Here is a 14,378-nt window from a genome sequence, read left to right on the forward strand (position 1 = left end):
AGGGCCGGAGTGCTCCGGTCCTGATCACTGAACTTAGGTGCCAGTGTTTTGCTGGCACATCCTGAAGGTGAATTATATGGAAAAGACCGCATTTGTTTTCCCTGGGCAGGGTTCCCAGGCCGTTGGCATGTTGGCCGATCTGGCTGCTGAGCATGAAATCGTGCAGGCAACTTTCGCCGAAGCCAGCGACGCTTTGGGTTATGACCTGTGGGCTTTGGTGCAGGATGGTCCTGCCGAGAAGCTGAATGAGACCGACAAGACCCAGCCTGCGCTGCTGACTGCCAGTGTTGCCATCTGGCGTGTGTATCAGGCCAGCGGCAAAGCCGCTCCTGCCGTGATGGCCGGACACAGCCTGGGTGAATACTCTGCACTGGTCTGCGCCGGAGTGATTGATTTTAAAGATGCGGTGAAGCTGGTTGAACTTCGCGGTCAGTTGATGCAACAGGCTGTGCCTGCCGGAACTGGCGCCATGTTCGCTATTATCGGCCTGGACAACGACGCTATCGCCAAAGTATGCGAAGAAGCCGCTCAGGGCGAAGTGGTTAGTCCTGTGAACTTCAACAGCCCCGGACAGGTGGTGATTGCAGGTGCCAAAGACGCGGTCGAACGTGCGGCTGCAGCTTGTAAAGAGGCCGGTGCGAAAATGGCCGTGGCTCTGCCGGTCAGTGTGCCTTCTCACTGTGCGCTGATGAAGCCTGCCGCAGAGAAACTGGCGGTAGCTCTGGAGTCTGTTGCCTTCAACGAGCCACAAATCAAAGTGATCAACAATGTTGATGTTGCCAGCCCAGGTGCTGCCGCTGACATCAAAGATGCATTGGTACGTCAACTGTACTGTCCGGTTCGCTGGAGTGAGACAGTTGAAGCCATGGCTGCTGAAGGTATCGAGCAGCTGGTTGAGGTTGGCCCGGGTAAAGTGTTGACCGGTCTGGCCAAGCGAATTAACCGTAGCCTGACTGCCAAGGCTGCCAACGATGTGGCATCGGTAGCCGCATTGACCGAATAAAGGAGTATCAAATGAGTATCTCTCTGGAACTGTCCGGAAAGGTTGCCCTGGTAACAGGTGCAAGCCGTGGTATCGGTAAAGCGATTGCCACCACTCTGGTGGAAGCCGGTGCTACTGTGATTGGCACTGCCACCAGTGAAAAAGGTGCCGCTGCCATCAGCGAATACCTGGGTGATAACGGCTTTGGTCTGGTATTGAACGTCACCAGCAGTGAGTCTGTGGCGCAAATGTACGCGGATATCAAAGAGCGTGTTGGTGATGTGGATATTCTGGTCAACAACGCAGGTATCACCAAAGACAACCTGTTCATGCGTATGAAAGATGACGAGTGGACGGATATCATTGATACCAACCTGACCTCACTGTTCCGCCTGTCCAAGCCTGTGATGCGCAGCATGATGAAGAAACGTTTTGGGCGCATTATCAATATTGGTTCCGTAGTAGGTTCCATGGGCAATCCAGGACAGGTAAACTATTGTTCAGCCAAAGCAGGACTGGTGGGATTCACTAAATCTCTGGCTAAAGAGGTTGCATCCCGTCAAATTACAGTCAATGCTATTGCTCCTGGATTTATCCAGACAGACATGACGGACGAGCTGACCGAAGATCAGCAGAAGGCCATCATGTCTCAGGTGCCAATGGAGCGCCTTGGGCAGGCTCAGGAAATCGCTAATGCGGTTGTCTTTTTGGCATCAGATACAGCTGCTTACATCACAGGCGAAACTTTGCATGTGAACGGCGGCATGTATATGGTTTAATGGCAAAACGCAGGGAATTTGCCGCGTTTGAGTGGGAGATTCCGCGGCAATTCAAGTATCAGGCTCGTGGTTAGACCACAAAAACTGGACTTGCATTGTCAGCTAAATCGAATAAACTACTCGCAATCTTACGCAAGTGCGTAATTTGAATAGGAAAGAAAACTAATGAGCAACATCGAAGAACGTGTAAAGAAAATCATTGTAGAGCAACTGGGCGTTAAAGAAGAAGACGTTAAGCCAGCGGCCTCTTTCGTTGACGATCTGGGTGCCGATTCTCTGGACACTGTTGAGTTGGTAATGGCTCTGGAAGAAGAGTTTGACACTGAGATCCCTGATGAAGAAGCAGAAAAGATCACTACCGTTCAGGCTGCGATCGATTACGTTTCCAAGAATCAGTAATCAGAATTCCTGAAAACAGGCGGCAATATGCCGCCTGTTTTTGTTTAAGGCTTAAGCGAGTATTCTGTTGTTAGCGCCATTCACCGTAACTATTCGGTGGTTGCTCCTGGTAAGCCGAGGTTTCGACCTGATCCCAATGGGGGACGCCGGGAAACAGAAAAGTTTGAAAGAAGGTAAATACAGTGACTAAACGTCGTGTCGTGATTACCGGCCTGGGTTTGGTGACCCCGGTTGGCAACACAGTAGATTCTACCTGGAAAGCCCTGCTGGACGGTAAAAGTGGTATCGCTCCTATCACCAAGTTTGATGCCAGTGAGTTTGGTACCCGTATCAGCGGCTCTGTAAAAGATTTCAATGTCGAGCAGTACCTGTCTAAAAAAGATGCCCGTAAGATGGACCTCTTTATTCAGTATGGTATTGCCGCAGGCGTGCAGGCGCTGAACGATTCAGGTCTGGAGCTGGACAAGCTCGACCTGACCCGCGCAGGTACTGCAATTGGTGCCGGTATGGGCGGTATGTGGTTGATTGAACAAAACCACAGCGCTTATATCAATGGTGGTGCCCGTAAGATCTCCCCATTCTTTGTGCCAAGCACCATTATCAACATGGTAGCTGGTCACCTGTCTATTATGTACGGTTTGCGTGGCCCTAACTTCGCGGTGACCACGGCTTGTACCACAGGTGTGCACAACATAGGTTTTGCAGCCCGTACTATTGCTTACGGTGATGCAGACGTAATGGTCGCCGGTGGTGCGGAAGATGTGACCAGCCCTATGGGCGTAGGTGGCTTCTCTGCAGCCAAGGCTCTGTCTACCCGTAACGACTCTCCTGAGCAGGCCAGCCGTCCATGGGATAAAGACCGTGATGGTTTTGTTATCGGTGACGGTGCCGGTGTGATGGTGCTGGAAGAGTATGAGCACGCCAAAGCCCGTGGTGCCACCATCTATGGTGAACTGGTTGGCTTCGGTATGAGTGGTGATGCTTTCCACATGACTTCACCTCCAGCTGATGGCAGCGGCGGTGCACTGGCGATGGAAAATGCCATTAAAGATGCCGGTATTGCCAAAGAGTCTGTGGGTTATATCAATGCTCACGGCACCTCAACGCCAGCGGGTGATAAAGCCGAAGCCGCCGGTATGAAAACTGTATTTGGTGACCACGCTTATAACCTGATGGTCAGTTCAACCAAATCCATGACAGGCCACCTGCTGGGTGCCGCCGGTGCGGTAGAAGCTATCTTCACCGTATTGGCGTTGAAAGATCAGGCCGTGCCACCAACCATCAACCTGGATAACCCGGATGAAGGTTGTGACCTGGACTTTGTTCCTCACACTGCCCGTCAAACCAAAGGCCTGGAGTATGCTCTGTGTAACTCCTTCGGCTTTGGTGGCACCAACGGCTCTTTGCTGTTCAAGAAAGTGTGATGTCTAAAGGCTGACAACATTCGCTCGATAAAAAGCGCCTCAATGGCGCTTTTTTAATGTCCGGCTCCCGTGTGCCATTTCTGAACTCTGGATGTGAGGCTTGTCTCATCTCCGGCTTTAGTCACTTCAACCGACACCCCCCGGGTTATTGGGTGAACCTGCTTTTTGGAGCCCGGTTTGTGACTCGAATTGTCTCTATGGGTGGCTCTCGCAGCACTTTGACCAAGAGCCTGGCAGGCTGTAGTCCTTTTCCAAATTAATCAAGGGTTAACCTTTATTAACAATGCTTGGTTAAGGATGGATTGCTGCCAATAATGCAAGCCGTTAACTATTCTCAATGGACGCTGCAATTATGCTCAATCTACTTCTTTTGCCTCTGGCAACCGCCACCGGCGCGGTGACTGCCAATCTGACTGACTTTGTACGGGGCGAAACCTCTCAATATCATGAGGATTTGAGCCCGGACACACTAACCTTCTATCTGGCAGTATCAGCGTACATTCTTGTATGGTTTGGGTTGCTTATCAGTGGCATTGAGCTGACGTCTGCCAAAGGACTGTGGAGTGGGGTTGAGTATATTGGCTTGTTCATCGCAGGCCTTGTGGCATACACCATGGCGAAAGGTGGCCGTATGGTGAGCCGTGGCGCACAGGTCTGGGTATGGCGTATGGCGTTACCTCTGGTGTTTATTACCTGTGGCCTGGCTATCTATCTGGGTTGATGTTCAGTAAATGCGCTGATAAACCAGCACCTTAATTTATCTCTGTGCCCTTGTGTCCGTCTGACTTAAGCTATAGTGATACTAAGCAAGACCTTTTATGGCGGAATAACGATGATGACTGACAGGCAGCGTGAAATTACCCTGAGGTTCCTGGCCGAGCCTGCTGATGTGAATTTTGGCGGCAAGGTACACGGCGGCGCCGTGATGAAATGGATTGACCTCGCAGCCTACGCCTGTGCGGCGGGTTGGAGCGGCAAGTACTGTATTACTGCCTATGCAGGTGGTATTCGCTTTGTTAAGCCTATTCAGGTCGGCAGTTTGGTGGAGGTGAGTGCCAAGGTGATCTACACCGGACGTACCTCGATGCACCTTGGCATTGATGTCAGAGCCGGCGACCCCAAGCATCAGCAACGTCAACTGACTACCCATTGCGTGGTGATTATGGTGGCGGTCGATGATCATGGCCAGCCGACTCAGGTTCCTGAGTGGATCCCTGAGAGTCAGGAGGATATTGCGTTACGTGATTCTGCGATTCGCCTGATGGAGATGCGCAAGAAGATTACCAGCGAGATGGAAGCCCATATCAAGCAGTAGTCTATTCCATCCCAAACCATTCAAAGGTACCTCAGGGTACCTTTTTTGTTATGTCAGAATGTCATATCCAGCTGCCTTAACTTCCTCTGTGGCCGTGTTAAACTGCCAGCACTTTAATAATCAATATAAAAAGATACGGTGCACAAATTGTATCTGTACCCGGAGAATAGAATGGCAAAGGTAGCGTTTATTGGTCTTGGCGTAATGGGCTATCCCATGGCACGACATTTAAAGCTGGCAGGGCACGAGGTTAGTGTATATAACCGCACCACGGCGAAAGCTGAGCGTTGGGCGCAGGAGTATGACGGTACTTTTCAGGCCACACCGGCAGAGGCCGCCCGGGGAGCTGAGTTTATCTTTACCTGTGTGGGTAATGATGATGATCTGCGCCAGGTCGTGACAGGAGCGCAGGGCATTATGGATTCCATCGCAGCTGATGCCATTTTGATAGACAACACCACGACCTCGACAGAAGTGGCCAGAGAGCTTAGTACTGCGCTTAAAGCCAAGGGCGCATACTTTCTGGATGCACCTGTGTCCGGAGGACAGGCGGGGGCCGAAAACGGCGTGCTGACTGTGATGGTCGGTGGTGAGCCTGAGATTTTTGACCGCGCCAGGCCAGTGATTGATGCCTTTGCCCGTTGCTGTGAGTTGATGGGCGAGGTGGGCAGTGGTCAGTTGACCAAGATGGTGAATCAAATCTGTATCGCCGGCGTGGTACAGGGCTTGTCTGAAGGCCTTCACTTTGCCCGGAGCGCAGGTCTTGATGGTGAAAAGGTGGTAGAGGTGATCAGTAAGGGCGCAGCCCAAAGCTGGCAGATGGAAAACCGCTACCAGACTATGTGGGCTGGAGAGTATGACTTCGGTTTCGCCATCGACTGGATGCGCAAAGATCTGGGTATTGCCCTGGATGAGGCCCGACGTAACGGCTCAACCTTACCCCTGGCTGCCCTTGTGGATCAGTTTTATGCCGAAGTGCAGTCTATGGGGGGCAACCGCTGGGATACCTCTAGCCTGATGGCCAGACTTGAAAAGAACCGTGGTTGATACCGTGACTTGCCATAAAAAAGGACAGCATCTGCTGTCCTTTTTTGTGACCGGGGTGACTACAGGCCTCAGCAGGGCTCAGCGACCACATGTTCAAGCTGAACCTGGGTGACAGCGCACAGCGCCGCAACTGAGGCATTCGCCAGGGAGATTTTACCGGCGGAGGACTCAAGCAGTACCACACGCTCGATGGCGTCGAAGCCAAGGTTATGGCGCATCAAACAGCCCAGCGCCATCTGCAAAGGCATCATGGATGGGTTGAAGGCCGCGTTTTCGGCGTAACGCCCTACAAACACCTGCCCATCGTGAGTTTCAATAGCAACTGCAGCATGGTTGCTGCTGTAGGGGGCATAACTTTGGTTGGCCTGGTCAAGGGCTTCAATCAGCAAGGGGTCATCGGTTTCCAGTGCCAGCTCTATACTCTGAGGCGTAAGCAGCGGGGCAGTGATATTCAGATCTTTTGGACCAAAAGCATAGGGCAGGTAATGCGCCAAAGGGGCTGTGGCCTGACCCGGCAGGTGGATACGGATATCTGAACCTTGCACTAATTCATTGATAAACTGGCGACAGTGCCCACAGGGAGAGGCATTTACAATAATATCTTCGATACCTGCCTCACCTTTCAGCCAGGCGTGGCTGATGGCGTTTTGCTCCGCATGTACCGCCTGACCCAGGGCTTCACCGGCAAGCTCCATGTTGGCGCCCATATAGAGATCGCCTGATCTACCTATGGCAATGGCACCCACATAAAAATCACTGATAGGTGGATTGGCCAAGGCTGCGGCAATGGGCAGTAGAGCCAGCAGCAGTTCATTTTTTTCCATGCCCGAATCGGCTATCAGATTTTCCAGCTCAGCTTTGCTGATATGACCGGAGAAAGAAGCACCCAGTAAAGGGATAAGCGGGGTGGCCAGAATCTCTGGCACCTGGGTTATGCGTGCAACAAATCTGTCTTGCATTTCCCTTTCCTTACTAACAAAAAAAGTTGATCACAGCGACTGCAAATATTGAACAAGGGCTCGCAGCAGCTTTTGTTTGTGCTCGTCCTGTGCAGTTTCTTCCAACAGGTTTTCCAGTTTGATGACATAGTCTGGATCTGCAGACAAACGTTGCTGACAGAATTCACGCCACCTTACTGACTCCTGATAATCCAGTGTCTCCGGATAATTTCGTGCTTTAAACCGGAATAACATCTCCTTTAGGCGGGGATCATCAAATTGCAGCTCCAGCGCGGCCAGATTCTGAGGTGCTGTATTGCGGATAATATCCATTTTGGCTTTATCTGCATGACTGAAGAATCCACCTGAATAGAGCATAAAGTCAGGGTCGGTCTCTTTTGACTCATAACCCTCTTCAAACAGTGCCACCAGTTTCTGACGAATATCCGGATGTTGCTTTAACAACTTGTACTGCTCCCGGGCAAAATCTTTATCAAACCCAAGACGCGCCGCATTCTCATCGGTAAGGGACTTGGCGGTGGCAACAAATGGACATTTGTTGAGATGAACCTGCTTTACCGGGATCGGCAACTCATCCTCTGCCAAATCCCTTCGGGGTGTGTACATTCGCTCCCGAATCGTCTCCACGTCCAGCTCAAACAGTGGGGACAGGTCCATCGCCAGGTTGACGCAAATAATGGCGTTTTTGTTGTCGGGATGATGGGCGACAGGAGCTATCAGAGTGGCACAGCCATTGGCTGCACTCACTTTACTGCTGATATGCAAAAGAGGCTGCATATTCAGTACATCCAGGTGCTTAGCCACTTCCTGCTTACGACGCAGACCAAAATAGTACTGGAACAACTTGGGCTGCTTTTCTTTAATCAATTTAGCCATGGCGATAGTGGCGTACACATCGGACATGGCGTCGTGAGCCTTCTCATGGCTCAGTCCATTGGCTGCTGTCAGGTGCTCCAGTTTAAAAGACGGTGTGCCATCTTCTTTGGTCGGCCAGTTGATACCTTCCGGACGCAGGGCATAACAGGCGCGCACCAGGTCGATCAAATCCCAGCGGGAGTTACCATCTTTCCATTCACGGGCATAGGGGTCGATAAAGTTACGGTAGAAACCGTAGCGGCTGACTTCATCATCGAATCGCAGAGAGTTATAGCCGACAACACAGGTATTGGGCTGGCTGAATAGCTCATTAATCCGGCCCATAAATTCACTTTCCGGCATCCCTTTCATATTGGCCAGTTGCGGAGTGATACCTGTGATCAAAATGGCTTCAGGTGAGGGCAGGTAGTCTGGCGCAACCTGACAATAAAAGGTTTCTTCCTCTCCAATAATGTTCAGATCTGCGTCTGTACGGATCCCGGCGAATTGTGAAGGCCGGTCTTTAGCTGGGCTGGCACCGAAGGTTTCGTAATCGTGCCAAAAGAATGTGGGCTCGGCGAATTTAGTCATCTGGTGTTATTGGCTGTTGTTTTAGCTTGGCCGACAATGCCGGCGTTGATGATGTACTGTGGCATGAGTGCGGCAGCGTTGACAATCCGCATTCGGCTCTTGAATTTGCTGAGGATATTAGCCCATGCCAAGAGTTTCTCCATAGATAGTCGAAGCATATCATGAAATAACACTGATAAAGCTTATCTTGCCGGGGTTATCTCATCGCCCTGCTGCAGATTTGCTCATTTCCGCAGCCCTGATTGAACCAGTCGAGTCTGATTGGTGTATCATTCGGCTTTTCAAAAGTCCTGGCCTTGATTTTCCATGAACTACATTTGCCCTTTATGCCGCTCCCAACTGTTTAACGCTGACAGAAGTCTGGCGTGTGCCAGTGGACACAGGTTTGATTTTGCCAAAGAGGGCTATATTAATCTGTTGCCTGTTAATAAGAAGAAGTCCAAAGACCCAGGTGACAATAAAGAGATGATGTTGGCCAGACGCAGTTTTCTGGACGCCGGACACTATGAGTTTCTCAGTCAAAGAGTGGGTGAACTGGCCCAGGAATTTGCAAAGGACAGTACTCAGGTTTTGGATTTGGGCTGCGGTGAAGGGTATTACACCCAAAGGCTGCAGCAGGCGCTGCTGAGTGATGACAATGAGATGAGCGTTTATGGTCTGGATATTTCCAGAGCCGCGCTGCGTTATGCAGCCAAGCGCTACCGGGATATCCGCTTCAGTGTGGCCTCCAGCTATGATATGCCGTTTGCTGATGCCAGCTTCGACCTGATGCTGAGGATATACGCGCCATCGAAAGCGGCAGAGATGGCGAGGGTGCTGAAACCCGGTGCCACATTAATTACCGTGTCTCCCGGAAAAACTCATCATTATGCGTTGAAGCAGATGATTTATGATGAACCCAGATTTCATGAAGTGAAAGACACAGCCCTGGAGGGCTTTGAGAAGGTACATCAGGAAAACCTGACTTCCGTCTTGTGTTTGCCTCCAGGTGACATGGTTTTGCATTTTCTGGAAATGACGCCCTATGCCTGGAAATTTGCCAGCACAGAAAAACAGCAGTTGGCAAAAACAGGCCTGGAGTGCGAACTGGACTTTTTTGTTGAGGTCCATCGCAAAAACCATGATTTAGCTGCAAGCTGATAATAAATTGTTAATTGCAAAAGGGATTTTGTTGGTTTTCAACGACATTGCTGGTCACTTTGGTACAAGTCGCGGATAAACTCACAAAGTCCAGAAAAAATAAAGGAAAATTAGAGTTCCAATAGGAATTATCCAGGTTGACTTAGCTGGAGAATAGTTTATATTCAGTATGGCTTGAAAGTTGGGCTTATATTATGTCTTCATTACGACCAGTTTCGTCCTGTTAACATAAGTAATACCGGCAATTTCAGCTCCACTGCCGTTTATGGCTTGTGTTTTAATTTAAAAGGATGACAATCATGTCTCAAGTAACTGGTACCGTTAAATGGTTCAACGCTGATAAAGGTTTCGGATTCATCGAGCAGCCAGGTGGCCCAGATGTATTCGTACACTTCCGCGCTATCCAGACTGACGGTTTCAAGACTCTGGACGAAGGTCAGAAAGTATCTTTCACTGTGACCCAAGGTCAGAAAGGTCCTCAGGCTGAGAACGTAACCGTAATCGGTTAATTTTTACTCTAGCCTTTAGGGGCTTAGGTAAAAAACTAAAAAGCTGCGTTAATCGCAGCTTTTTTGTGTCTGACGTTCAGACACAGAGCTTCAATACCAATCGTCCTTTTCTCCAGCCTCAGCAGTTCACGCCTGTCCAATGTGGTTAACATTGGCACCTGTACCACAGTTCTATTATCTCCTTTTTACAGTTCCCTTTAAGCGTGTCCCTGAATACAAAAATGCCGGTAATCCGTGGAGTACCGGCATTTATCGGCCTGAGTATGGCTGGCTACTGGGAGGCGGAAGAGAAGAGTGAGTCTTCCAGCGTTCTGCCATTGAGCAACATACGATACTGCCATCCGTGAGCTGAAAGCAGTTCCAGCACCTCAGACTCAAGTTGATGCCCCTGTCTGGGTTGTGTCTGCAATACAAACTCACCCGCAGCTGTTTGTTCAACCTTGCTGACGCCGGTCAGACGTTCCAGTGCCGGTAACAGAGTCTGATCGTCTGCACTCATCATTTTAAGCGTGAGGTAACTGACGCCTGCATCAGCGGACTCAACCGCCATGGATTTAGTCAGCTGGCCTTTGTCGATATAGAGCACTGAACTGCAAAGTTTCTCCAGCTCATCCAGGTTGTGGGAGCTGATCATAAACTGAGTCTGATCTTTCAGACTCTTAATTAACTCCCTGATGGCTTTGGTATTGGCGGGATCCAGGCCTGCGGTAGGCTCATCAAGCAACACCAACTCAGGGTTGCCAAGCAGAGCCTGGGCGATACTGACACGCTTGTTCATACCGTGGCTGAGCTCAGAAGGCTGTTTGTCTGCGATGCCTTCAAGATCCACCAAAGCCAATACTCGCATCGCTTCAGTCTGTGCCTGCTTGGCTGACATTCCCTGCAGGCGGGCAAAGTAGGTTAGCTGAGCCTTGATGCTGAATCTGGCATCCAGTTTGGCGTCCTGGGGCAGGGCGGCCAATCGGCCAGCCAATGCTGCAGAGCCAGGGGCATGACCCAACACGCTGATGCTTCCCGAGTCAGGACGCTGGTAACCGCACAGGCAGCTGAACAGGCTGGTCTTACCGGCACCATTGGGGCCCACCAGTGCGACAGGGCCGCCGGATTCCACGGTAAAGCTCAAACAATCAAGCGCCCGATGGCTGCCATAACTCAGGCTTACTTGGTCACATTTAATCAGGCTCACAGGCGTTTCCTCCAGAAGATGATGGCGCCGGCGGCCAACAGAAGCAAAGATTGGATAACAGGGATGAGTATATGGCCCAGGACTCCCGCCCCTTTGGTGTTGATCATATCGCTCAGCTGACTGCCGGGAATAATATCTGTCATAAACGACAGCATCGGCAGGTTATAGGTCAGCAGCTGTATCACCAGACCGCCCAATAACAATATGATGATGGCCCAAAGTATGCTCATTCTTGAGGAGCGGCAAACCACAGATAACAGCGCCATCAACGCCAGATAGGGCAGCGCGTTGATAACCAGTGCAGGCAACACCCATATTGCTTGTTGTAACCCTGCTGCCAGGGTATCAGCCTGTCTGAGCATTGCCATTAACAGGGTAGCGGCAATGGCGAGCGCAATAAGCAGAGTTTGCAGGATCAGGTGGCCCAGTAAGCGTCCCCAGAAAATCTCGTGCCGACTGGCTCGCTGGAGCAGAAATCTTAACGTTCCCTGTTGTCTGTCGGTGGCAAACATATCCGCTGAAACCATTAATACCGACAGGGGGAACAGATACAGCGCCAGTACCCAGAACATGGCCATTTCGGGGACTTTCCAGCTGAGGATTTCATTGGCCTGGCCTTCGGTAAACGCCCGGACCATATCGATAAAACCCGGCTGAGACAGCCAGTTTGCCGCGCTGCCTATGGGGTAAATCAGCAGCACCAGCCAGCAGAGAATAAAGGCGCCCAGGCCGATCAGCCCACGGGTACCGCTGAGGGCTTTTCTTAATTCAAATTGCGCGATAAGCCAAAGGCTGGCTGGTCGCGGGATGATGGTCTGGTTTGTCATTCATAATCCTTGTTGTAATTATTCAAGCAGTGCTTTCAGTTCAGCCACCTGGGCTTTCAGCTCAGTCACTTCCAGCTCGAGTTGGGTAACCCGCTCTGCCAGCGCCGGAGACGCGGGCTCAGCAGAAGCTACCGGGAGCTCACCAGTCGGAAGATTAGCTGCCTCCTCACTGAAGAGTTCGGTGTAGCGGCTCTCTCTTTTTCCTGGCTCTCTGGGCAGAATTTTCACTATTGGCTCTTCGCGTCCGGCCAGTGCACTCAGGGCTTTTTCCACCTCTTCGATGGCAGAAAACTCATACAGACGACCGGCGCGGGTACGCAGTTCGCCCGGGGTTTGAGGACCACGCAGCAGCAAGAGACAAACAATGGCAAACTCGGCCTTGCTCAGCTGAACGTCTGAAAACTCGGTATTGCAGAATCTGTGCTTGTACTTGACGACGCGACTGCCAAAACCGGACTGCTCGCTGATCAGGCGCTTCTTGTTGAGGCTGTCGAGCCCTGATTGTACGTCCACTTCGGACAGCGCCATGACGGGATCCCGGCTGGTTTTCTGATTACAGGCCTGGGTCAGCGCATTAAGGGAAAGGGGATACTGCTCTGGGGTGGTAACTTCTTTTTCCAGCAGACAGCCAATAATGCGTCCTTCGATACTGTTCAATTGCATATTCACTTCTCATTATGCGGATACCTTAGTCTGTTATATCACTGCTACCTGGGTCCGACCATAGACAAGCTGCTGATTATCTCAGGATAAAAGTGTAATTGAATGCGAATTAAGCAGAGGTTTATGTGCTGATAAATGTAAGTCCCGGCTTTAACACTCAGGTGCATGCCGCCACAAAGGCAATAAAAAAGCACTCCGTTGGAGTGCTTTAGTGCAGTGTTTTTCGCCTTATTCAGTCAGGTGTAAACCATCGTCAGCAATGGTCAGCTTGCCTTGCTTGTAAAGGCCACCAATGCTCTTTTTAAAGGCTTTCTTACTCATGCCCAGCTGCTGGTAAATCACGTCAGCGTCAGTTTTGTCTGTAAGGGGCAGGAAACCACCGGCCTTTTGCAACTTGCTCAGGATCAGTGTTGAGAACTGATCCAGCTCCGCTTTTGAGCCACGCTGCAACTGCAGGTCTACTTTGCCATCGTGGCGAACCTGCTTAATGTAAGCCTTAAGGCGCTGACCATACTTCAGCGGCTTAAATACTTCGTTGGTATAAATCACACCTGTGTGGCGGTTGTTGATAATCGCCTTGTAGCCCAGATCTGTGGTGCCGGCGATAATAATATCTACCTGCTGACCATCTTTATAATGGGCAGGGGTTTTATCGAGAAACTTATCAATTTTTGCTGACGCCACGATACGCTCATCGGCGCGGTTGGTGTGGACATGCACCAATACGCCGCGACCTTCTTCCGGAGGGCGTACCTGCTCAGCAAACGGCAGCAGCAAGTCTTTATCCAGTCCCCAATCCAGAAACGCACCGATGCGTCCCACAGACACTATCTTCAACAGGGCAAACTCACCAATCTGAGCTTTGGGTTTCTGGGTGGTAGCAATCACCATATCGTCGGAATCCAGATAGAGGAAAACTTCTACCTGCTGACCCACTTCCAGCTCCTTTGGTGCCAACTTGTTGGGCAGCAATACCTGACCCAGTTCGTGAGCATTGAGATAGAAGCCGAAGTTGACCTGTTTGACCACGTCCAGCGTGTAGGTTTTACCGATTTGAATCATGAATTATCCGATTACTAAACATTGATTGGGATCGGCGGCAATTATAAGGCAATCAAGGAGCGTATGCTCGGATTTTCCCGAGTCGGATGATTTCCCGCTCAACATCGGCATAATAGGTCAGGCAAGTAACTGTTTTACCATGTTCTCAACCAGCTTGTTAACATTCGCCATATTTGGATTGTGGATGGCTAAATGTCTATTGAATAAGTGAAATTTAATACAGGATTGGCGATGGGAGCGGCATATGAATCTCAAGGCGCAAAAAAACTATTAAATCCGTTAAATTCACTCTTGCAATCGGCGGGATTGAGGATACATAATTGCGCCGTTTTTTCGGGCAAACCTGCCTAACATTCGGAAATTACGTGAGTAGTTAAGGTTCATATGGTTCACAAGGCGTTAACCGTGTAAATGACAGCGACATTTACACGGTGATATTGAGGATTTTCAGCACATGTTCCAATCTGTTCTTGCTGCACTGTTTATCAAAGTGCGTCTGCGCCACCACCTGGCACCGGTATTTTTTGACAATACCGATCGCAAGCATCTCACGTTAATTCGCATCAATTCCGGCCGCGAAGAGGCCAATAGTCCCATCTGATCCGCAGACCCTTGTCGGCGGTGTACTCCTTTTGCCCGG

16 protein-coding genes are annotated in these 14,378 nt (G+C 50.6%); 10 read left to right on the forward strand and 6 right to left on the reverse strand.

Translation table 11 applies throughout. The features are described 5' to 3' along the window. The first annotated feature begins 76 nt into the window (after positions 1-76). The 7 genes from fabD to ACFOE0_RS14055 all read left to right on the forward strand — a co-directional run bounded on the left by fabD (position 77) and on the right by ACFOE0_RS14055 (position 5,946). Positions 77-1,003 carry an ACP S-malonyltransferase gene (gene fabD / locus ACFOE0_RS14025; protein WP_248937077.1) on the forward strand — a complete coding sequence of 309 codons (927 nt, stop codon included), beginning with the start codon at positions 77-79 and terminating at the stop codon, positions 1,001-1,003. 11 nt (positions 1,004-1,014) lie between these two features. Further along, positions 1,015-1,761, forward strand: coding sequence for a 3-oxoacyl-ACP reductase FabG (gene fabG / locus ACFOE0_RS14030; protein WP_248937078.1), 747 nt, complete (start codon positions 1,015-1,017; stop codon positions 1,759-1,761). 165 nt (positions 1,762-1,926) lie between these two features. Continuing rightward, positions 1,927-2,160, forward strand: coding sequence for an acyl carrier protein (gene acpP / locus ACFOE0_RS14035; RefSeq protein ID WP_006081231.1), 234 nt, complete (start codon positions 1,927-1,929; stop codon positions 2,158-2,160). Positions 2,161-2,342: 182 nt separating this feature from the next. After that, the gene (fabF, locus tag ACFOE0_RS14040; protein WP_248937079.1) at positions 2,343-3,584 is read left to right on the forward strand and encodes a beta-ketoacyl-ACP synthase II; all 1,242 of its coding nucleotides are present in this window, start codon (positions 2,343-2,345) and stop codon (positions 3,582-3,584) included. Positions 3,585-3,936: 352 nt separating this feature from the next. Then, on the forward strand, positions 3,937-4,305 hold the full coding sequence (locus tag ACFOE0_RS14045; RefSeq protein ID WP_248937080.1) for a hypothetical protein: 369 nt from the start codon (positions 3,937-3,939) through the stop codon (positions 4,303-4,305). A gap of 114 nt (positions 4,306-4,419) precedes the next feature. Then, positions 4,420-4,899, forward strand: a complete 480-nt coding sequence (locus tag ACFOE0_RS14050; protein WP_248937251.1) for an acyl-CoA thioesterase — start codon at positions 4,420-4,422, stop codon at positions 4,897-4,899. A 171-nt stretch (positions 4,900-5,070) separates the two neighbouring features. Then, positions 5,071-5,946 (forward strand): NAD(P)-dependent oxidoreductase, encoded by an 876-nt coding sequence (locus ACFOE0_RS14055; RefSeq protein WP_248937081.1) that lies wholly within the window; start codon positions 5,071-5,073, stop codon positions 5,944-5,946. 68 nt (positions 5,947-6,014) lie between these two features. Here the strand turns inward: ACFOE0_RS14055 and cdd are convergent, their stop codons facing one another. Together cdd and sbcB are read right to left on the reverse strand one after the other, a co-directional pair. Next, complete coding sequence (gene cdd / locus ACFOE0_RS14060; protein WP_248937082.1) at positions 6,015-6,905, reverse strand: cytidine deaminase; 891 nt, start codon at positions 6,903-6,905, stop codon at positions 6,015-6,017. A gap of 30 nt (positions 6,906-6,935) precedes the next feature. After that, entirely contained in the window at positions 6,936-8,351 is a 1,416-nt protein-coding gene (gene sbcB / locus ACFOE0_RS14065; protein ID WP_248937083.1) for an exodeoxyribonuclease I, read from the reverse strand. A 306-nt stretch (positions 8,352-8,657) separates the two neighbouring features. Between sbcB and rlmA the strand changes: the two genes are divergently transcribed. Continuing rightward, positions 8,658-9,491, forward strand: coding sequence for a 23S rRNA (guanine(745)-N(1))-methyltransferase (rlmA, locus tag ACFOE0_RS14070; protein ID WP_248937084.1), 834 nt, complete (start codon positions 8,658-8,660; stop codon positions 9,489-9,491). 299 nt (positions 9,492-9,790) lie between these two features. Further along, the gene (locus ACFOE0_RS14075) at positions 9,791-10,000 is read left to right on the forward strand and encodes a cold-shock protein (RefSeq protein ID WP_115137691.1); all 210 of its coding nucleotides are present in this window, start codon (positions 9,791-9,793) and stop codon (positions 9,998-10,000) included. Between the two features lie 271 nt (positions 10,001-10,271). Here the strand turns inward: ACFOE0_RS14075 and ACFOE0_RS14080 are convergent, their stop codons facing one another. The 4 genes from ACFOE0_RS14080 to ACFOE0_RS14095 form a co-directional block, all read right to left on the reverse strand. Continuing rightward, positions 10,272-11,186, reverse strand: a complete 915-nt coding sequence (locus tag ACFOE0_RS14080) for an ABC transporter ATP-binding protein (protein WP_248937085.1) — start codon at positions 11,184-11,186, stop codon at positions 10,272-10,274. Then, positions 11,183-12,013: an ABC transporter permease gene (locus ACFOE0_RS14085; RefSeq protein ID WP_248937086.1), complete on the reverse strand. Its 831-nt coding sequence runs from the start codon at positions 12,011-12,013 to the stop codon at positions 11,183-11,185. Before ACFOE0_RS14085 ends, ACFOE0_RS14080 begins: the two co-directional genes overlap by 4 nt. 18 nt (positions 12,014-12,031) lie before the next feature. Further along, positions 12,032-12,676: a YceH family protein gene (locus tag ACFOE0_RS14090; RefSeq protein ID WP_248937087.1), complete on the reverse strand. Its 645-nt coding sequence runs from the start codon at positions 12,674-12,676 to the stop codon at positions 12,032-12,034. Positions 12,677-12,904: 228 nt separating this feature from the next. Then, positions 12,905-13,738, reverse strand: a complete 834-nt coding sequence (locus ACFOE0_RS14095; protein ID WP_115137695.1) for a CvfB family protein — start codon at positions 13,736-13,738, stop codon at positions 12,905-12,907. A 454-nt stretch (positions 13,739-14,192) separates the two neighbouring features. Between ACFOE0_RS14095 and ACFOE0_RS14100 the strand changes: the two genes are divergently transcribed. Then, positions 14,193-14,339: a hypothetical protein gene (locus ACFOE0_RS14100; protein ID WP_205407348.1), complete on the forward strand. Its 147-nt coding sequence runs from the start codon at positions 14,193-14,195 to the stop codon at positions 14,337-14,339. The last annotated feature ends 39 nt before the right edge of the window (positions 14,340-14,378 follow it).

The sequence above is a fragment of the Shewanella submarina genome, from assembly GCF_042646185.1.
GTDB lineage: Bacteria > Pseudomonadota > Gammaproteobacteria > Enterobacterales > Shewanellaceae > Shewanella > Shewanella corallii.